Source organism: Herminiimonas glaciei (assembly GCF_042664955.1).
In the GTDB taxonomy this organism is placed as follows: domain Bacteria; phylum Pseudomonadota; class Gammaproteobacteria; order Burkholderiales; family Burkholderiaceae_D; genus Oxalicibacterium; species Oxalicibacterium glaciei.
Window position 1 is genome coordinate 995,630 of the sequence record NZ_JBHTBU010000001.1, and the last position, 18,091, is coordinate 1,013,720.

At 55.1% G+C, this 18,091-nt stretch carries 18 protein-coding genes; 7 read left to right on the forward strand and 11 right to left on the reverse strand.

Translation table 11 applies throughout. The features are described from left to right. Positions 1 to 3 precede the first annotated feature (3 nt). Entirely contained in the window at positions 4 to 684 is a 681-nt protein-coding gene (locus ACFQPC_RS04305; protein ID WP_382270359.1) for a MarC family protein, read from the forward strand. Positions 685 to 697: 13 nt separating this feature from the next. Here the strand turns inward: ACFQPC_RS04305 and ACFQPC_RS04310 are convergent, their stop codons facing one another. The 5 genes from ACFQPC_RS04310 to fmdA all read right to left on the reverse strand — a co-directional run bounded on the left by ACFQPC_RS04310 (position 698) and on the right by fmdA (position 3,977). Continuing rightward, the gene (locus ACFQPC_RS04310; RefSeq protein ID WP_382270360.1) at positions 698 to 1,246 is read right to left on the reverse strand and encodes an SRPBCC family protein; all 549 of its coding nucleotides are present in this window, start codon (positions 1,244 to 1,246) and stop codon (positions 698 to 700) included. Beyond that, entirely contained in the window at positions 1,246 to 1,584 is a 339-nt protein-coding gene (locus tag ACFQPC_RS04315; protein ID WP_382270361.1) for an ArsR/SmtB family transcription factor, read from the reverse strand. Before ACFQPC_RS04315 ends, ACFQPC_RS04310 begins: the two co-directional genes overlap by 1 nt. Positions 1,585 to 1,705: 121 nt before the next feature. Beyond that, positions 1,706 to 2,221, reverse strand: a complete 516-nt coding sequence (locus ACFQPC_RS04320) for an AmiS/UreI family transporter (protein ID WP_382270362.1) — start codon at positions 2,219 to 2,221, stop codon at positions 1,706 to 1,708. A 166-nt stretch (positions 2,222 to 2,387) separates the two neighbouring features. Next, positions 2,388 to 2,732, reverse strand: coding sequence for an FmdB family zinc ribbon protein (locus ACFQPC_RS04325; RefSeq protein WP_382270363.1), 345 nt, complete (start codon positions 2,730 to 2,732; stop codon positions 2,388 to 2,390). A 12-nt stretch (positions 2,733 to 2,744) separates the two neighbouring features. Next, entirely contained in the window at positions 2,745 to 3,977 is a 1,233-nt protein-coding gene (gene fmdA / locus ACFQPC_RS04330) for a formamidase (RefSeq protein WP_012079746.1), read from the reverse strand. A gap of 375 nt (positions 3,978 to 4,352) precedes the next feature. Here fmdA and ACFQPC_RS04335 point away from each other — a divergent pair, with 375 nt between their 5' ends. After that, the gene (locus ACFQPC_RS04335; protein WP_382271870.1) at positions 4,353 to 7,721 is read left to right on the forward strand and encodes a hybrid sensor histidine kinase/response regulator; all 3,369 of its coding nucleotides are present in this window, start codon (positions 4,353 to 4,355) and stop codon (positions 7,719 to 7,721) included. Then, positions 7,696 to 8,637, forward strand: coding sequence for a response regulator (locus ACFQPC_RS04340; RefSeq protein ID WP_382270364.1), 942 nt, complete (start codon positions 7,696 to 7,698; stop codon positions 8,635 to 8,637). The genes ACFQPC_RS04335 and ACFQPC_RS04340 overlap by 26 nt, the downstream gene beginning before the upstream one ends. Before the next feature lie 258 nt (positions 8,638 to 8,895). Here ACFQPC_RS04340 and ACFQPC_RS04345 read toward each other — a convergent pair whose 3' ends face one another. The 3 genes from ACFQPC_RS04345 to ACFQPC_RS04355 all read right to left on the reverse strand — a co-directional run bounded on the left by ACFQPC_RS04345 (position 8,896) and on the right by ACFQPC_RS04355 (position 10,536). Continuing rightward, positions 8,896 to 9,315 carry a GreA/GreB family elongation factor gene (locus ACFQPC_RS04345; RefSeq protein WP_382270365.1) on the reverse strand — a complete coding sequence of 140 codons (420 nt, stop codon included), beginning with the start codon at positions 9,313 to 9,315 and terminating at the stop codon, positions 8,896 to 8,898. A gap of 167 nt (positions 9,316 to 9,482) precedes the next feature. Next, positions 9,483 to 9,647, reverse strand: a complete 165-nt coding sequence (locus tag ACFQPC_RS04350; RefSeq protein ID WP_382270366.1) for a hypothetical protein — start codon at positions 9,645 to 9,647, stop codon at positions 9,483 to 9,485. Between the two features lie 94 nt (positions 9,648 to 9,741). After that, entirely contained in the window at positions 9,742 to 10,536 is a 795-nt protein-coding gene (locus tag ACFQPC_RS04355) for an aminoglycoside phosphotransferase family protein (protein ID WP_382270367.1), read from the reverse strand. A gap of 96 nt (positions 10,537 to 10,632) precedes the next feature. Here ACFQPC_RS04355 and ACFQPC_RS04360 point away from each other — a divergent pair, with 96 nt between their 5' ends. Further along, positions 10,633 to 11,085 carry an NUDIX hydrolase gene (locus ACFQPC_RS04360; RefSeq protein ID WP_382270368.1) on the forward strand — a complete coding sequence of 151 codons (453 nt, stop codon included), beginning with the start codon at positions 10,633 to 10,635 and terminating at the stop codon, positions 11,083 to 11,085. Here the strand turns inward: ACFQPC_RS04360 and ACFQPC_RS04365 are convergent. Continuing rightward, a complete protein-coding gene (locus tag ACFQPC_RS04365) occupies positions 11,078 to 11,803 on the reverse strand; it encodes a sulfite exporter TauE/SafE family protein (protein WP_382270369.1) in 726 nt (241 codons plus the stop codon). The two genes, ACFQPC_RS04360 and ACFQPC_RS04365, sit on opposite strands and share 8 nt — an antisense overlap. 149 nt (positions 11,804 to 11,952) lie before the next feature. On the opposite strand from ACFQPC_RS04365, the gene smpB reads away from it, so the two are divergent. The 3 genes from smpB to ACFQPC_RS04380 all read left to right on the forward strand — a co-directional run bounded on the left by smpB (position 11,953) and on the right by ACFQPC_RS04380 (position 14,670). Further along, positions 11,953 to 12,402, forward strand: coding sequence for an SsrA-binding protein SmpB (gene smpB / locus ACFQPC_RS04370; protein ID WP_382270370.1), 450 nt, complete (start codon positions 11,953 to 11,955; stop codon positions 12,400 to 12,402). Positions 12,403 to 12,429: 27 nt separating this feature from the next. After that, the gene (locus ACFQPC_RS04375) at positions 12,430 to 12,885 is read left to right on the forward strand and encodes a VOC family protein (protein ID WP_382270371.1); all 456 of its coding nucleotides are present in this window, start codon (positions 12,430 to 12,432) and stop codon (positions 12,883 to 12,885) included. Positions 12,886 to 13,092: 207 nt separating this feature from the next. Beyond that, entirely contained in the window at positions 13,093 to 14,670 is a 1,578-nt protein-coding gene (locus ACFQPC_RS04380; RefSeq protein WP_382270372.1) for a hypothetical protein, read from the forward strand. A 16-nt stretch (positions 14,671 to 14,686) separates the two neighbouring features. Here the strand turns inward: ACFQPC_RS04380 and ACFQPC_RS04385 are convergent, their stop codons facing one another. Both ACFQPC_RS04385 and aceE read right to left on the reverse strand, forming a co-directional pair. Beyond that, positions 14,687 to 15,304, reverse strand: a complete 618-nt coding sequence (locus tag ACFQPC_RS04385) for an FMN-dependent NADH-azoreductase (RefSeq protein ID WP_382270373.1) — start codon at positions 15,302 to 15,304, stop codon at positions 14,687 to 14,689. Positions 15,305 to 15,338: 34 nt separating this feature from the next. After that, complete coding sequence (gene aceE / locus ACFQPC_RS04390) at positions 15,339 to 18,011, reverse strand: pyruvate dehydrogenase (acetyl-transferring), homodimeric type (protein WP_382270374.1); 2,673 nt, start codon at positions 18,009 to 18,011, stop codon at positions 15,339 to 15,341. Positions 18,012 to 18,091 lie beyond the last annotated feature (80 nt).

The following is an 18,091-nucleotide window of genomic DNA, read 5'->3' on the forward strand; positions in this document are numbered from 1 at the left end:
TTCATGCTGATCCTTTTCTTTAAAGCCGCGATCCTGGTGCCTATCACCATGTTGCCCATCATTAATCCATTTGGTAACGCACCGGTGTTTGCCAGCCTGCTGGGTAATGTCAGCCGCGATGTCGAAAAGAAACTGGCACGCCAGGTGGCGCTGAATTGTTTCTTCCTCTTGTTGGGTGCGATGTTCATCGGTTCGCATGTACTGATGTTCTTCGGCATCTCGATTCCTATCGTGCGTATCAGCGGCGGTTTGCTGGTTGCCTTCACGGCGTGGAGGCTGCTCAACGATAACGGCCAGGATGCGATACGTACGCAGGTCGCGACCGCGCCGATGGAAGCATGGTCGGATGAAGAGTTCAAGGTGCGCAGCTTTTACCCGATCAGTTTTCCGCTGACGGTAGGCCCCGGTGCGATTGCCGCATCGATTACGCTGGGCGCAAGTACGCCGGCACGTTTGCTGGACCAGGTCATTTCACTCGGCAGTGCTGCGGTGGGTGCGGCGATGACGGCATTCGTCATCTGGCTTTGCTATAACTCGGCCAACAAGATGGTCAAGATGCTGGGCCGGCTCGGCACGATGGTGATGCTGCGCCTGTCGGCCTTTATCCTGCTGTGTATCGGGGTGGAGATTTTCTGGACCGGAGTGGTCGGCCTCCTGGTCGAAGCCGGCGTCGCGATCCAGTAATCATGCGTCGCAGTCAGGACGCGGCGGGAATGCGTTGTTGATACTCGGCTTCCAGGCGCGCGTGGGTCGCCCAGAACTGGCGTGGCTGCTGCCGGTTCAGGCGGTCTTCGAGTATGCCCAGATGGGTATGCCAGCCGCTGGCGACACTGACCATTTCATTGCGGTTCGGCAAACGGCTATGGGTCAGGATCAATAAAGTTTGTTCGCCTTGTGCCTGCAGTTCGAAGCGAACTTCGGAACTGCGTCCGTCACGTTCATTCCAGGTGTAGCTCAACAGATGGGGTGGTTCGCACAGCGTGACATGTCCCTGTTGCCGGTGATTGGATTCATACGGCAGGAAGCGTTCCGGCGTGGTTTCCGTCGTCAGGTTTTTAAAGTTGAAACAAAGCTCGGCCTGTCCACCCACATACAAGCCCATCTCGCCGGAAGCCAGCCAGGTCGCGCGTTTATCCGACTCGGTCAGGTATTCCCACACCACCTCCACGCTGGCCGGCAACAGCTTCTTCATATGCACGGTTGCATGGTCTGTCGCTACGCCATACTCGTCTGCTATTTTTCCCATCACTTTCTCCTTTTCTTCGCCAATAGTTCGCGTTCCAGTGCGTCCAGGCGTTCGCTCCAGAATCCTTGATAAAAGCGCAGCCAGTCTTCGGCAGCGGCCAGCGGTGCGGCTTCCAGTGAGCACAAATGCGTACGGCCCTGCACACTGCGACTGATCAGGCCTGCATGTTCCAGCGCCTTGACGTGCTTGGAGGCACCGGCAAAGGACATGTCGAAAGGCGCAGCCAGCTCGCCTATCGTGCGTTCGCCATCAGCCAGCAGGCGCAGCATCCGACGTCGGGTCGGATCGCTGAGTGCATTGAAAACGGCATCGAGTTTTTCAGAATTTAATTCAACCATGTGGTTGAATATAGCAGGGTTAAATTAAATGTCAACCATTTGGTTGAATTAATTATTCGAATGAATGGGAGGGAGGGGTGAAGCCTGCTTGCGTGCATGGCGCACGCAAGCAGATGCGGACTTACTTCAGTGCGCCGTTAAGCAGCAGGAAGCCTGGTAGCCAGCCGGTGAAAATGCCACACAGCAAGGCGACCACGCCGGTGATTTTGGCGATCTGTTTTCCTGCGACGAGCAACAGGAAGAACATAAACCACAATACCGCCCACGCTGCCCAGTTCAGGCCGAACCAGACACCCCAGGTGCTGGCAGCGGTTTGCAGGGTTTCAATTGCGACCGGTATCGCGGTAATGGCGACGAACAGGCTGAACCAGCCGAGGCCGCGACCATCGGCGCCGTTATAGCGATTGAAAGCAACCCAAAAGTAAGTGAAAGAAAATAACAGGGTGAGGGCGGCAGCTTTGACGGAGCCTGCATCGGCATTCGCACCGAAAGCCAGTTGCATGGAAATCAGGAAGGTGACGGTGCCTGAAAAAACATTGATGACCCATATCTCCTTGTCACCAATGCGACCGAGCAGCCACAGGCCGTTGAGGCATAGAACTGCGCCCACATAGAGTAGTGAAAAACCTAATAGCATGACATCTCCTTGCTGAACGAGGCAGCGATTTTAATTATTTGACGTTCAAAAAGATAATAGGCAACTCATATACGCTTCATATCGATAGCCGTATGCGGGAGCAGCGGGATTGCGCCGGCGAAACCCTTGCGGGCTCGCCGGCGTTTCGCTCATGCCAGGTGTGACTTCAGTGGCTGATCATCCATGGTCGCTTGCCGACGAAGGTTTTATTTCCGTTCGGGGCGACCAGGGTTGATTTGCTCTTCTTGCCGGAAGAGCAGCAACTGCATCCGGAAGGATGCGCTTTGGATGCGTAGTTCTTGGAGCTCATCGGTTCATGCGATGATTTTTCATTGGTGCTCATCGCATGTCGGCGTGCTTCAGGCATCAGCGCCAGGCTCGGTGCGGATGCCCAGGTACGGTCAGCCGCCGCCGCGCAGTGCGGGCAATCGATGGGATCGTTGCGCGCTGCGATAGTGCGCACCGCCTCGAAAAAACCGCAGTCCTTGCAGACATAATCGTAGGTTGGCATGACTTTCTCCTATTACTTGAGATCGCGCGACAGAGGCATACCCATGCTTTTGAATTTCTGCACCACAGGGCCGGCAGAACTCGGGTTGATATCAAAGTCGAAGATCTGCGTCGGCAACCACAAAGTGGCGCAGGAGTTCGGAATATCGACCACGCCACTGATGTGGCCTTGCACCGGTGCCGTACCCAGGATCGAATAGGCTTGCGCGCCGGTGTAGCCGAATTTCTTCAGGTATTCAATGGCGTTCAGGCAGGCCTGGCGATACGCGACGTTGACGTCGAGGTAATGCTGCTTGCCGTGCTCATCCACCGAGATACCTTCAAAGATCAGGTAGTCGTTGTAATGCGGGGTGATAGGGCTGGGTTTGAAAATCGGATTCTTGATGCCGTAGGTGGCCATGCCGCCTTTGATCACGGTGACTTTCATGTGCACCCAACCGGCCATTTCAATCGCGCCGCAGAAGGTGATTTCGCCATCGCCCTGGCTGAAGTGCAAATCGCCGACCGACAAGCCTGCGCCTTTGACATACACCGGGAAGAAGATTTTCGAGCCGCGCGACAAATCCTTGATGTCGCAGTTACCGCCGTGTTCACGCGGTGGCACGGTACGTGCGCCTTCGGCTGCTGCCTTGTCGCGTGCTGCACCTTTCATCTTGCCCATGTGCGCGGTTGGGGCGAATGGTGCATTTGCCAGTGGCGGGACGCGATCAGGTTCGGTTGCAATCAGGCCGGTTTCGCGTCTGTTCCATTCTGCCAGCAATTTAGGATCAGGCAGGCAGCCGATCAGGCCCGGGTGGATCAAGCCTGCGTAGTTGACACCTGGCACGTGGCGTGACGAGGTGAACATGCCTTTGATATCCCAGATCGATTTTTGCGCTTCAGGGAAATGGTCGGTCAGGAAGCCGCCGCCGTTCTTCTTCGAAAAGAAGCCGTTGAAGCCCCACATGGATTCCTGTTTGGCACCGATGTCGAGCAGTTCGACGACCAGCAAGTCGCCTGGTTCTGCAGTGTGGACGCCGACCGGGCCGGTCAGGAAGTGGACGGTGGTGAGATCGACGTCGCGGACGTCGTCGGCACTATCATTGTTTTTGATATAACCGCCGGTCCAGTCGTATGTTTCGAGGATGAAGTCGTCGCCCGGGTTGACCCAGGTCGCCATCGGGATGTCCGAATGCCAGCGGTTATGGACATTCTCGTTATCGTAGGGTGATTGATCCAGATCTACTTTAATCAGGGTTTCAGCCATGATGTCTACCTCTCAAAGTTATGTTTATATGGATGGAACCCGGATTTCCCCGATGCTGACTATCCAGCGCGCGCGCACCTGGAGACTGCGATCCGAGCATTCCGAACTAGATAATGTATGGACTGTGCGTTTATCCCAATACGTCAAACGGCGTACATGCAAAACTGCCCATGCTTCTTGTGGGATGGAAACTCACCTTGTGAAATATTTTCAATTCCTGTAATTTGAAAAAGCAGGCAAAATTTGCAGGAGACTATCGTTGACGGTATTTGCGATATAAAAATCACATAAAGCGCATATGAACGTAACGAGACATGAAAACCGGTTTGCATTGCAACGCAGCATTTGCCGACCATCCAATTCTTCATCCAGCTGATGGCCCAACAAAAAATCTTTCGCATACGCCGCGAATACAACCGCTGGGTCGCCAATGAGTCGATTGAAGATTATGCGTTGCGCTATACACCGCGGCATTTCCGCAAATGGTCGGAGTGGCAGCTAGGCAATGCCGCATTCGGTGCCGCGTCCTTCCTCGCACTGGAAGCGATCGGCGGTGCCATCGCGCTGAATTACGGTTTCGCGAATGCGGTCACGGCGATCCTGACGGTGATGCTGATTACATTCCTGACCGGTCTGCCTATCAGTTATTACGCGGCGCGTTATGGCATCGATATGGATTTGCTGACCCGCGGTGCCGGCTTCGGCTATATGGGCTCGACCATCAGCTCGCTGATCTATGCCAGCTTCACCATCATCTTCTTCGCATTGGAGGCCGCCATCCTGGCGGTGGCCCTGCAGATGTGGATACAGTGGCCGCTATGGATCTGGTATGTGATTTGCGCCTTGTTCATCGTGCCGCTGGTGGCGCGCGGGATTACGCTGATCTCGCGTTTGCAGATGTGGACGCAACCGCTGTGGCTGATCCTGCTGGTCACACCTTACCTCGCGATCTACTGGAAAAAGCCGGAGGCGTATACCGAATTTGCACAATTCGTTGGCGCCATTTCCAAAAGCAATAGCCTGGATCCCGTCATGTTTGGCGTCGCCGCCACCGTGGCCTTTTCACTGGTGGCGCAGATCGGCGAACAGGTCGACTTCTTGCGCTTCCTGCCGGAGCGTACAGCGGAGAACAAACGGCGCTGGTGGACTGCCATCATCGTGGCAGGTGCTGGCTGGATCGTGCCGGGCGGCTTGAAAATGCTGGGTGGTGCCTTCCTCGCTTACCTGGTATTCCAGACCGGCGTGCCGGCAGAGAATGCGATGGAGCCGACGCGCATGTATTTGCTCGGCTTTTCTTATCTGTTCAGCGATCCGGTGTGGATACTGGCGATCACGCTGTTGTTCGTGGTCGTATCGCAGGTAAAAATTAACCTGACGAATGCATACGCCGGTTCGCTTGCATGGTCGAATTTCTTTGCGCGCCTGACGCATAGCCATCCGGGGCGGGTGGTGTGGCTGGTCTTCAATTGCCTGCTGGCTTTATTGCTGATGAACCTCGGCGTTTTTGCTGCACTGGAAAACGTGCTGGGCCTGTATAGCAATGTGGCCGTGGCCTGGGTCGGTGCGTTGGTGGCTGACCTGGTGATCAACAAACCTTTGGGCTGGAGCCCGAAAGGGATCGAATTCAAACGCGCGCATTTATACGATATCAATCCGGTCGGCCTCGGCACCATGCTGCTCTCGGCCAGCATCGGCATTGCTGCTTTCTCCGGCGTATGGGGTGCGAAAGTCGCAGCATTTTCGCCATTCATCACGCTGGGCATGGCCTTCGTCGTTTCGCCTTTGCTGGCGTGGCTGACGCGCGGTCGCTACTACCTGGCACGCAAGCCGACCGCAGTCGGTTTGCCGGGGCAGGCGGTGAAATGCGGCGTCTGCGATAACAGCTTCGAATCGGAAGATATGGCGCATTGCCCGGCTTACGGCGCGCCTATCTGCTCGCTGTGTTGCACGCTGGAATCGCGTTGCCATGATTTGTGCAAGAAAGAATCACGTACGGCGGAACAGGCGCAGCAATTATTGTCAGCCTTATTGCCGAATGCCTTGTCGCACCTGGTCAACCGGCGCGTCGGCAATTACATGGTGGTGGTGCTGTCTTTATGTGCGGTCGGGGCCGCGGCACTCGGACTGGTGTATGCGCAAGAAATTTCATCGCTGACTACACTGAGCGATCGTTTGCTGCTCGATAGTATTTTCCTCAAAATTTCTGCAGTGTTATTGATCATCGTTGCCGTGTCCAGCTGGTGGGTGGTACTGGGTAGCGAAGGCAGGCATCTGGCGCAAGATGATTTGAACCGGCAAAACGAATTGCTGACACAAGAGATTGATGCGCATCAACGTACCGATGCGGCATTGCAGAGTGCGAAAGAAGCAGCGGAGTCGGCAAACCAGGCGAAGACGCGCTATGTGGCCGGTATCTCGCATGAATTGCGTTCGCCGCTCAACAGTATCCTCGGTTATTCGCAAATTCTGTTGAAGAATGAACAGCTTGATGCAGCGCCGCGCACCGCGATCCAGACCATACAGCGCAGCGGCGAACATTTGCTGGGCCTGGTGGATGAACTTCTGGATTTGGCGCGTATCGAAGCGGATCGCATGCGGCTGGAACCTGCGCCGATTTTGTTTGCCGCTTTCCTCGATGATTTACTCAGCATGGTGCGGCCGCAGGCTGAAGCGAAAGGTTTGCGTTTGCAATATACGCATGGCGGCGATTTGCCGCATTACGTATTGGCGGATGGCAAGCGCTTGCGCCAGATATTGATTAACTTGCTGACAAACGCGCTGCGCTTTACCGATACCGGTTCCGTCACGCTGCATGTGGAATGCAGCAGCGCCTCTATGCGTTTTGATGTAATCGATACCGGCATCGGGATTGCCGTGCAGGATCGGCAGCGTATCTTCCAGCCGTTTGAACGCGGTGCCGCCGGACGCTTGCGCGGTGAGCCGGGCGCAGGCCTGGGGCTGGCGATTACCGAGAAGCTGATCCTGATGATGAATGGCAGCCTGAACCTGATCAGTACCCAGGGGCAAGGCAGTACCTTCGTCGTGCGTTTACCGCTGATGGAAATCAATGCATTCGAAGCCTTGCCGCAACGTGACGTGATCGGCCATACGGGTGCCGCACGCACCTTGCTGGTGGTGGATGACCAACCGGTACAAAGGCATATGTTGAGCGGCATGCTGATTCCGCTGGGTTTCAATGTGCGCGAAGCGGCCAGTGGTCATGAATGCATCGATTTATTGCAAGACTTTATACCGGATGCGATCTTGCTGGATATCGGCATGGATGGCATGGATGGTTGGGAAACGGCGCGCCATGTACGTGCGTCCAGCGGGATTCCGATTATTTTCGTATCGGCGGATTTGTTTGAAAACGATCCCGTGAAATTGAAGGCTGCCGGTTGCCAGGATTTTGTCGGCAAGCCGGTACTCGAATCGGAATTGATGCTGGCCTTGCAAAGACAGTTGGGCCTGGAATGGATATATGCCAGTACACCGCCACCGGTGCCGGTGACGGAAGCCTTGCCGGAACGCCTGGAGTTCCGGCAAGCTGCGATCAAGCAATTGTTGCAACTGACCCGCATGGGGCATATCGCCGGCCTGCGCCGTGCAGTGGACAGGCTGGCAGCGTCGGATCCAACCGTCGTCGCATCCTGCAACGTAGTAAGATCATTGCTGGATCGTTTTGAGTTGGGCGCATTGGAGAACGCATTAATGGAGAATGAACGTGTCGCATCACCTGATTGATAATCCTGATGACCGTCCGGTTGTATTGCTGGTGGACGATGCCCCGAGCAGCCTCGGCGTCCTGTGCGAAACACTGGAGAGTGCCGGTTACACCGTGCTGGTAGCGTGCGACGGCGATACCGCCTTGCGCCGCCTGAGCCTGGTGACGCCGGATGTCATCCTGATGGATGCAGTGATGCCCGGCATCTCCGGTTTTGATGCCTGCCGCAAGATCAAGGCCGACCTCTCGACCAAACATATCCCCGTCATTTTCATGACCGGCCTGTCTGATACATCGCATGTGCTGGAAGGCTTTGCCTGTGGCGGTGTTGACTACGTGGTCAAGCCGGTACGCGCACCGGAAGTGCTGGCACGCTTGCATACGCATTTGGGTAATGCCCGCATGGCGCGCTTCGCACTGGATGCGATTGATGTATCCGGCCTGGGTGTCATCATGCTCAATGATGAAGGGGCGATATCGTGGTGCTCGCCTTGCGCGCGCCAGTTGTTGACGCAGTTCGGTATTAATCCGGATGCATTGACGGTGCCGCAATCATGGTGGAAAGGCGGCAGTGGCATGGAGCTGGTTGCGCCTGTCACGGAGCCCACCGGTCCCAGCCTGCTGGTCCGCAATATGGGTGCCGCCGGCATGGATGAAAGCATGTTGCTGATCGAATTGAGCGGCAACCATGCCTTGCCGACCGGGCGTCTTGCCAGTGCTGCGCTGACGCCACGCGAAACCGAAGTCCTGTCATGGCTGGCGAAAGGTAAAACCAATCGTGATATCGGTGAAATCCTGAAGATGAGCCCACGCACCGTGAGCAAGCATCTCGAACATATCTTTGAAAAACTCGGGGTGGAAACGCGCTCGGCCGCTGCTGCAATGGCGAGTGCGCAGGAAAGTGTGGATGCGCGCCTACCGAAGTGGCCGCATTAAATCCATTACAGCTTGCATGTCGTAGTCATGCGTCCGTAGCAATACATCGGGTGCAGGCGGGCAGAGGGGCTGTATGTGCTGATACAGCCGCCTCTTCATACCATATGCGTAATACGCTGCCCTAAGCATCCATGCTCCCGCGAGTTTAATCGATAGTCAGCGCGACCACGACTGCTGCCATGCTGACGGCAATACAAGCAGCCAGCCATTTTTTCAGCCGTTTGCCGCGTTCGACCAGCTGTATGGCTGTTATGCGTTTCATGACAGTGCGAGCTCGCCCATGGTCGAGTCCAAAGGTGTGACATCCAGGATCTTCAGCTTTTCCACGCGCTTCGATGGCAACGCAACTTCAACCGTAGTCAACGCCTTGCGTCCGATCAGGGCCAGGCCGATAGGCGTCAGGGCTGAAATCAGCGCGAGTTGCGGGTTGGCATCTTGCGGACAGACGATGGTCAGCTTGCGCACTTCTTCCGTACCGACCGGGCTGTATGAGACGGTCGAATAGAGGGTGACATAGCCTTTGCGCTGGACATCGACCGGCAGGATGATGGAAGTCGAAATGATGTCTATCAATTGTTCACCGGCGTTGATCTCAACTTCACCCATGCGCAGCAAGTGTTCGGCAATGCGGCTTAAGGTGGCGGCATCGTTTTGGGTCAGGTAACGTTCGTTTTTCATTTTAGTAATAGCTCCGGGCCGACCTTGAGGCCGACCAAATAATGACAAGAAAAATGGCGATACGGTGCAGATGCAAACAGCATCAACACAGTGTGGAATTTACGAGTGGGAGGCTCGGGAGTGATGTGGGTGGAACGAAGCTTCGTTCCTGTGGACACTCACCGAGCCTAAGGGAGGCAGGCGAGGTCTCTTACAAAAGATGACTGCGAGTACATCTTTGCGACTGCATGCACGGTGGTCGAAGTACGGCCTGCGAGTAAAGTGCGCACGCGCAACTCTTCCTTGTTCGGCGCAGAACTGATGCGTTTCGACAGGAAGGTTGGGGAGGTCATTACAAGCTGTGGTTGCAAGTTGGGGATAGGGTGAGTATAGCCATTTAGAATATTCCGTCAACCCGGTACTATTTTGACCAGTGTTTACACCGACTTATCTTGCCAGTTCATGGATGGCCATGTCGGCGACGGCGAGTGCAGTGCTTGCTTCCATGTCATCTTCGAGGAACCACGCGGCCGATAAGCCGGCGTAAGCCAGTATCCATTGCAACAGGCGTGTGCGTTGCAGTCCGGAGTGTGCGACCACGACCTCGAGTTGTCGCAGGAAGCGGGCAGGAATGATGGCGGTCTCGAGTTCGGGATTGCAAAAGATGTTCGCATAGTCAAAGCCGCGCTCACCGAGCAGGCCTTTGGGATCGATGGCGAGCCAGCCGCGTGCGCCAAAATCGAGGATGTTGCCATGGTGAATGTCGCCATGCAGTACGACCATATTCTGTGGCCTTGCCAGCAATTCACGGGCCACGGCAGCGCTGTAGGTGAAGATGCCGCCATATTTTGCGGCGGCCGGTTCCAGTGCCTGGAACCATTGCGTCAGCGGTACCAATGACGGCAATGGCTTATTCCGTGGTGCATGCAATTGCGCCGCGACCTTGCACATAATGCTGCTGGCTTCATCGTCCTTGCCATGCAGTGCCATATCCAGCAAGGTGCTTTTGCCTTCGGCTCGCTCCAACAGCAAAGCGTCGCCGTCGTACGCCATCACGCGGGCGGCGGCATCACCATCCCACCAGGCCATGAGCAGGCTGCCGTTTTTTTCTTCATCCTCCGTGGAGACTTTCAACATCGCAGGCATGCCGGCCATGCGTACCGGCAGCAATTGGGCGCCGGGCGTCACGATGGCTGCGCCATCAGGTGTGAGTTGCCAGCGTTGCAGGTAAGGCTCGAACATGGATATCAATTACGGGTAAGAGAGCGCCGATTATGGCATGGCTGATAATCGTTACAATGACGGCTTCATCTGCCAAGGTTTTATCCAGGTTTGATCATGCAAGCAGTAGTCGATAATAAAAAAACTCCTGTTGCGGCGGTAATTGCCGTGCTGCTACGTGGGGATGAAGTTTTGCTGGTTAGTCGCAAAAATCCGCCTGATGTCGGTTTATGGGGTTTCCCCGGCGGCAAAATGGACTTCGGCGAAACGATGGAAGAGGCTGCGGTACGCGAGTTGTACGAAGAAACCGGCGTGCGCGCCCATGCCGGACAAGTGCTGACTGCCCTGAATGCTTACGACAAGGATGAGGCGGGCCGGATATTGCAGCATTTCGTCCTGCTCGCGGTATTGTGTGTATGGCAGTCCGGCGAGCCGGTCGCGGCCGATGACGCCGAAGATGCGGGCTGGTTCCGCCTGTCGGCGCTGCAGGACGGTACTTTGGAATTGAGCCAGGATGTATTGGAAGTGGCGCAGCTGGCGCTGCGAGTGCAGGGTGTTGCCGTCAGCTAAACGCCGCCCACAGCAGCGAGACGCCGGAACAAAACAGCAAGGCGTCGAGCAAATGCTGGAACGCCTGGTTGCTTAACTTCAGGACCACGGCTTTGCCGATAAAGGTTCCTGCCATCAGTGATGCGCCGACCAGCAAGCCCTTGATGAAGATGTCCAGCGGCATGGCGCCGAATTCGCGGAAGGTGATGACTTTGGTGACATAGAGCATCAGCGAACTGGCCGCTTCGGTCGACAGGAATGCACCTTTGACCAGGCCGTAGGCGGTGAACGCCGGCACACTGAGCGGGCCGGTCGATAGCACCAGGCCGGTCAGGAAACCGATCAGCGCACCGATGATGGAGAGCTGCCAGAGTTTGATCGTGTAATTGCGTGCGACCAGCCAGCGCCGCGCCGGGATCATTGCGATGAAGAAAATGCCGAGGCAAATTTCGATCAGGTGCGAGGGCAGGGCCAGCAAAGTCCGTGCGCCGATTGCCGCCGCCGGAACGCCGGTGATCGAGTAAGCGGCAAAGGCGCGCCAGTCGACCAGTTTCCACCAGGCCATGACACGGGACAGGTTGGCCATGACGGCCGCCACCGCCATGATGGGGACTGCCTGTTTCGGCCCGAAGGTATATACCAATACCGGCAACAGCATGATGGATGAGCCGGTGCCGATCACGCCGCTAATGGCGCCGGCCAGCAATCCAACCATCAGGACGAAAATGTAGGAGCTCATGTTTTATAGGGTTGGCATTCGTGAACGCTCTGCGTTTCTTGTCGAATGTGTCCGCTATAGTAATGCAAGTCAGGGATTTTAGTTTGGGCCGCGTAGGCTGCAGAAGGCGGCGCACGGGGTTACACTCTCGCTACATCAAAGAGATCGTCATGAGCATAGTAGATAACAGAAAAGCATTTCACGATTACTTCATAGAAGATCGTTATGAAGCGGGCGTCATGCTGCAGGGTTGGGAAGTCAAAGCCATACGCGCAGGCCGGGTACAACTGAAGGAAGCCTACGTCATCGCGCGTGGCAATGAAATCTTCCTGTTCGGCGCCCACGTCAGTTCACTGAACAGCGCTTCATCGTTTTCTCATCCGGAAGCGGTACGCACGCGTAAGCTGCTCTTGCACGCAGCTGAAATCAAGAAATTGCTGAGCAAGGTCGACCAGTCCGGTTTCACCATGGTGCCACTCAACCTGCACTGGGTGCGCGGACGCGTGAAGTGCGACATTGCGCTGGCCAAAGGCAAGAAAGAATACGACAAGCGCAACACCGAAAAAGACCGCGACTGGATGCGCGAACATCAAAAAATCATGAAGATACATCGTCGTTAAGCCGACGAACTATCAAGAACAAATGCCATGAAGTTGAAATTCAGCCACATCGATATCCTGGTCGGCAATCTGGAAGAGGCCTGCGCTTATTACGCGCGGCTGTTCAATGCGCAGGTTTCTAAGACACTGGTCTGGCGACGTGACGGTTTGCATGTGCGCTACGCGGTCGTGCGCTGGGATGGTGAGCGCTTCATGCTGGTCCAGCCTATCAGTGGCAACCTCAAGGAACTGATGGATAGCAAAGGCGAGGGCACGATATATCGGCATTGCTATACAACGCCGAATATAGAGGCGGCCTACGATGAGCTGGTCGCGATGGGCGTGCAGCCGGAAAATGAAAATGGCAAAGCGCTGGCGCGTGACAATCTGAGTTCGCCGAGCGGAGCGCGCATTATCTGGCTGCCCAAGAAGTTTGGAAATTTCTCTATAGAATTGCTGGAGGAAGGGGAGCTGGAGAAGTTTTTGGTGGAGGCCTTTGCCTAGGCTGGTAATGATTTCAGCTGTAATCAGATGCAGGGCGGTGCGATCCGGGTAATTCAAGTTTCCGCCAACCCAGTCGTTATACAAGACATCCTCTATTCAATGTATGGATACATGCATTAGATAAGCCAGAGAGATGATCTTGAATCCTAGGTATAGCGATCTGATGATAAAAATGACAAAAATAGCGGGGGCAGCCCTATGACATCCATGTCTGCATTGCAGTCTACGGTGTCACGTTCCGGCGTGTCCTCTACTACATCCCCCTATGTCGGTTCTTCCCGGGTGTCGTCCGACTCGACTCAGACACAATCAGCGTCCACATCGCAGTCGTCAACAATAGTCACACTAGGCGCCAACAATCAGAATCTCGCAGTAGATCCGACTTATTCGGTCTCCGCGCCTATCTGGAAGGTGCGCTCGAACGACGCCGTCTCTACCCTCATGGCAGGGAATTTTTTCTCGTCATCTGTTAACAATCGCCTTAACGGCCTGGGCAGTGCATTGCTGGGCATGTTGAAGGATGGTGTGGATGGCTTTACGCAATCCGTCTCGCTTGCAAGCAGTGAGGCGGGTGCAGTGACGTCTACCGATACACAGAAGACCTCCTATCCGGCGGCCGAGATTAAGCTGCAGATCCGGACTCAAAGCGGTGTAGATGTCGAGATCGTATTGGGCAGCGAGGATGATCGTCTGCAAGTGCAGATGCAAAGCAGTGGCGATTTGAGTGAAGCAGAGCGCACTGCGCTGGGCGATATGGCCGCAGGCTTTCAGAATGCTATCGATGGTCTCACTGCGAAGCCGCCAGTACTTAATCTGTCCGGCCTGACGAAGTTCGATACCAAGGTTTTGTCTTCGGTGGATTTTCAGTCCAGCGTCACGCTGGATAAGGATGGGCCACAAAGGCTGGCCTTCCATGCAGACAGCACGACCCGGACTTTGAATGTTGATGGACCGGCTGGCTCCATGAACGTCAGCGTTGATATGCGTGACTCTTCCGTTTGGGGTAATGCCAAGCAAAGAGCCGCCGCCATCGATAGCTATTTGAAGCAGTTTGATAAAGCGGCATCACGCGGCAATGCCGACAAGGCTCTGGTGGGCATGTTCAAGGATGCTTTCTCGCAGATGAACAGCGACTATGTCGCGCCGACCCAGCAACCCAAAATTTCATTGGCTGATATCGATCATGCGATGTTGACTGGTCTGGCTGATTTCAAGGCTAGCGTCAAACAAGTGACTACCTCGCCGAATCCAAAGAATTTGAGTGAGGTCGATGCTTTCTCCTATGATGCATCGCAGTCCACGCAGGTAGGCGGCATCAATCAGTTCAATCGCAGCATCTCGCAACAGCAGCAATCGAATTTGAAGGCGAGTTATCACATGTCACTGGTGCCGGATGTGCCACTGATACTCACCAGCGACAACAAGTCGCAAAATTATTACTACAAGCAGATAGATGATACGGCTCAGAGCAAGGTAGGGATTTCCTATACCAAAGGCGTATTGAGTGAGGCGTATGCAGAGCAATCAGCCAAACAATCTACCCGTACCTCCAAGTATGAATTGGGTGTGTTGACGGATGATTCCACTACGCCATTCAATGCATCACAGAAGCGCGACATACTGGAATCGCTGAAGCCGCTGCTGGACGATTTGAAGAATGAGAAGCCTTCTGCGCTGTATAACTTGCAGCAAAAATTACTCGAAGTGCATAGTGATATCCTGCTGAAATCTGATCCGGCTGATCTGAAATCCAAGGACTGGACCATTCCTGTCCCGCAAGAATAAGGCGCTCGCAATAGCTTCAGAAAGTAGAAGCCAGTGCAACCGCCTCGGCTTTTGCTTGTTCCAGCGTTTCCTGCGCATGTCTATCCCAAGTGTGCTCGACTTCTATGCTTAAAACTTCTGCTACGCCTATGAATTTCAGCCAGAAATCCATGTAAGCGGCCTGGTGCTCGAAGCCCGGGTTCGTCATGTCCTTGCCCTGGCTTTGACCGCGGACGTGTATCACCAGCGCGCGTCTGATGGTCAGCAAGGGAGCGTATTGCGTGCCGTCGAAGCTGAACAACATATTGCGCTGGCTGACCAAGTCTATCAACTGCTTCAGCTTGTACGGATAAGAAAAATTCCACATCGGTATGCCCAGCACGATGCGATCGGCCTGGCGGAAACGCTGCACCAATTTTTCTATGCTGGTCCATGCCGAGTGCTCGGCCTCATTCAGCGCTTCATTCGCCACGCGTTTGTACTTGGCACTTATCGCCTGACTATCAAAGTCGGGCAGATGTTCTTCCCACACATTCAGCGTATCCACTTCCATCCCGGGAAATCTGTGGCCATATTCCTGGATGAAAGCCTGGCTAATAGAGATGGAAGCCGACTGCTCGCCACGCGGAGAGCAGACTATATTCAACAGGCGCATGATGCATGTTCCCGATATAAGAATTCAGTATGCTTTACACAGCAGCAGGATCAACTTTATTGATGTCTATGCCGTAACGCTGTATTGCCTCGGTCAGCTTGGCACGCGGGATAGTGCCGTCGTCCGCTAGTACTTTCAGTGCGGCCAAAACGACGAAATGCCTGTCCACCTCAAAGAAAGTGCGCAGGGACTCCCTGGTATCCGAGCGACCAAAGCCATCGGTACCCAATGCGATGTATCGCCTGTCGGTGATGAAGGGGCGGATCTGATCGCCAACTATCTTCATATAATCGGTTGCGATCACAACCGGGCCACGACGGTTGGCCAGGCATTGCTGCACATAAGGGATGCGCTCTTCTTCGTCCGGATGCAGCATGTTCCAACGCTCCGCAGCGAGGCCATCACGCCTTACTTCGGTCAGGCTGGTTGCGCTCCAGATGTCGCTGCTGACGCCGAAATCCTGTTCCAGCAGCTCTGCCGCAGCGATTACCTCGCGCAGGATGGAACCGCTGCCCATTAGTTGTACATGCGGAGTTTTCGCTTGCGGCTTCGCGTGCTCGCGCAACAGATACAAGCCTTTGAGTATGCCGGTCTCCGACCCTTCCGGCATGGCTGGATGTTGATAGGCTTCGTTGAGCAGCGTGATGTAGTAGTAGATGTCTTCCTGTTCTACATACATGCGCCGCATACCGTCATGAATGATGACTGCCAGTTCGTAAGAGAAAGTCGGGTCATAGGAAATGCAGCTTGGGATGACGGATGACAGGACGTGGCTATGGCCGTCATCGTGTTGCAATCCTTCGCCCATGAGGGTGGTGCGTCCGGCCGTTGCACCCAGCAAAAATCCGCGTGTGCGCGCATCGGCAGCAGCCCATGCAAGGTCACCAACCCTTTGCAGTCCAAACATCGAGTAAAAGATATAGAAAGGGATGGTTGGCAAGCCATGATTGGCGTATGCAGTTCCTGCCGCTATCCACGAACAGATGGCACCGGATTCATTGATGCCTTCCTGCAGGATTTGCCCATCCTTGGCTTCCTTGTAGTAACTCAGTTGCCCGGCGTCTTGTGGTGTATAGAGTTGACCGACATAGGAGTGGATGCCGATCTGGCGAAATAGTCCTTCCATGCCGAAGGTTCTTGATTCGTCCGGGACGATGGGTATCACCAGTTTGCCGAGATTCTCATCCTTTAACAGCGCTGTCAGGATACGTACGAAGGCCATCGTCGTCGACACGCCGCGCTCACCGCTGCTCTGCAATTGACTGGCGAAGGCCGACAGCGGTGGTACTGCGAGCGGCGCGACCTGGCTGAAGCGTGCCGGGATATGACCGCCGAGGGCTTTTCTCCTTGCTGCGAAATAACGCGCTTCCTCGCTATCCGGTGCTGGGCGCAGGTAAGGCATTTCTTCCAGTTCATCGTCGCTGACGGGCAGGGCGAAGCGATCGCGGAAGGTGCGCACGGCGTCGGCGCTCATTTTCTTCAGTTGATGATTGATGTTCTGGCCTTCGCCTGCTTCACCCATGCCGAAGCCTTTTACCGTCTTGGCTAAAATTACCGTTGGTTGTCCTGTGGTGCGCATCGCCTGATCGTAGGCGGCGTAGACTTTTTCCGGATCGTGGCCGCCGCGCGTCAACTTCCATATTTCGTCGTCGCTCATATCTGTCACCATAGCCAGCAGCTCCGGATATTTGCCGAAGAAATGCTGCCGTACATAAGCGCCATTTTGCGACTTGAAGGTCTGGAAATCGCCGTCGACGCATTCCATCATGCGCTGCCGCAGCAAGCCGCTGACATCTTTCTCCAGCAAGCGGTCCCAGCCGCTGCCCCAGATGACTTTGATCACGTTCCAGCCTGCCGCGCGGAAAGTCGCTTCCAGTTCCTGGATCACTTTACTGTTACCGCGCACCGGGCCGTCAAGTCGCTGCAGGTTGCAATTGACCACGAATATCAAATTGTCCAGGCGTTCGCGGCCGCCGAGCGAGATCGCAGCCAGCGATTCCGGTTGATCCATCTCGCCATCGCCAAGGAAAGCCCAGACCTTGCGTCCTTGCGGTTGCTTTAATCCGCGATATTCCAGATATCGCATATAGCGCGCCTGGTAAGCGGCTGTAAGCGGACCCAGTCCCATCGATACCGTAGGGAATTGCCAGAAATCCGGCATCAGGCGCGGATGCGGATACGACGACAGGCCGACACGATCTGACTCGCGGCGGAAATTATCCATCCTGGCTTCGTCGATACGTCCTTCAATGAATGCGCGGCCGTAGATGCCGGGGGCAGAGTGCCCCTGGATGTACACCATGTCGCCGTCAAACTCATCGGTGCGACCCCGGAAAAAATGATCGAAGCCGACGTCATACATTACTGCCGCGGATTGATAGGTTGCAATATGCCCACCGACGTTCGAATGCTTGCCGGCGCGCAGCACCATGACCATCGCATTCCAGCGGATATAGGCATTCAGGCGACGCTCGATGCCGGCATCACCCGGATAAGCCGCTTGCCTTTGTTTGCTGATGGTATTGATGTAAGGCGTGGTCACTCGTCCATGCAAATCGCCATGGCGTGCAAGATCGAGATCGGCCAGCTTGTCAAACAGATAGTGGGCACGTGGACGTCCTTCGACATCGATAACGGCGCTAAGCGCATCCAGCCATTCTTGTGTTTCTTGCGGGTCAATATCGACTTCAACGTACGGTTGATTCATGCGGATCTCCGAAAAAATTTCAGGCGTGTCGAGGCCGCTCGCAACAAGGCGAACCGGCGTCTTTGGTAGTGCTGATAAAT

Coding starts and splice junctions, on each gene's coding strand:
- ACFQPC_RS04305 (WP_382270359.1), top strand. CDS start 4: ATGCTGATCCTTTTCTTTAAAGCCGCGATCCTGGTGCCTATCACCATG.
- ACFQPC_RS04310 (WP_382270360.1), bottom strand. CDS start 1,246: ATGGGAAAAATAGCAGACGAGTATGGCGTAGCGACAGACCATGCAACC.
- ACFQPC_RS04315 (WP_382270361.1), bottom strand. CDS start 1,584: ATGGTTGAATTAAATTCTGAAAAACTCGATGCCGTTTTCAATGCACTC.
- ACFQPC_RS04320 (WP_382270362.1), bottom strand. CDS start 2,221: ATGCTATTAGGTTTTTCACTACTCTATGTGGGCGCAGTTCTATGCCTC.
- ACFQPC_RS04325 (WP_382270363.1), bottom strand. CDS start 2,732: ATGCCAACCTACGATTATGTCTGCAAGGACTGCGGTTTTTTCGAGGCG.
- fmdA (WP_012079746.1), bottom strand. CDS start 3,977: ATGGCTGAAACCCTGATTAAAGTAGATCTGGATCAATCACCCTACGAT.
- ACFQPC_RS04335 (WP_382271870.1), top strand. CDS start 4,353: ATGGCCCAACAAAAAATCTTTCGCATACGCCGCGAATACAACCGCTGG.
- ACFQPC_RS04340 (WP_382270364.1), top strand. CDS start 7,696: ATGAACGTGTCGCATCACCTGATTGATAATCCTGATGACCGTCCGGTT.
- ACFQPC_RS04345 (WP_382270365.1), bottom strand. CDS start 9,315: ATGAAAAACGAACGTTACCTGACCCAAAACGATGCCGCCACCTTAAGC.
- ACFQPC_RS04350 (WP_382270366.1), bottom strand. CDS start 9,647: ATGACCTCCCCAACCTTCCTGTCGAAACGCATCAGTTCTGCGCCGAAC.
- ACFQPC_RS04355 (WP_382270367.1), bottom strand. CDS start 10,536: ATGTTCGAGCCTTACCTGCAACGCTGGCAACTCACACCTGATGGCGCA.
- ACFQPC_RS04360 (WP_382270368.1), top strand. CDS start 10,633: ATGCAAGCAGTAGTCGATAATAAAAAAACTCCTGTTGCGGCGGTAATT.
- ACFQPC_RS04365 (WP_382270369.1), bottom strand. CDS start 11,803: ATGAGCTCCTACATTTTCGTCCTGATGGTTGGATTGCTGGCCGGCGCC.
- smpB (WP_382270370.1), top strand. CDS start 11,953: ATGAGCATAGTAGATAACAGAAAAGCATTTCACGATTACTTCATAGAA.
- ACFQPC_RS04375 (WP_382270371.1), top strand. CDS start 12,430: ATGAAGTTGAAATTCAGCCACATCGATATCCTGGTCGGCAATCTGGAA.
- ACFQPC_RS04380 (WP_382270372.1), top strand. CDS start 13,093: ATGTCTGCATTGCAGTCTACGGTGTCACGTTCCGGCGTGTCCTCTACT.
- ACFQPC_RS04385 (WP_382270373.1), bottom strand. CDS start 15,304: ATGCGCCTGTTGAATATAGTCTGCTCTCCGCGTGGCGAGCAGTCGGCT.
- aceE (WP_382270374.1), bottom strand. CDS start 18,011: ATGAATCAACCGTACGTTGAAGTCGATATTGACCCGCAAGAAACACAA.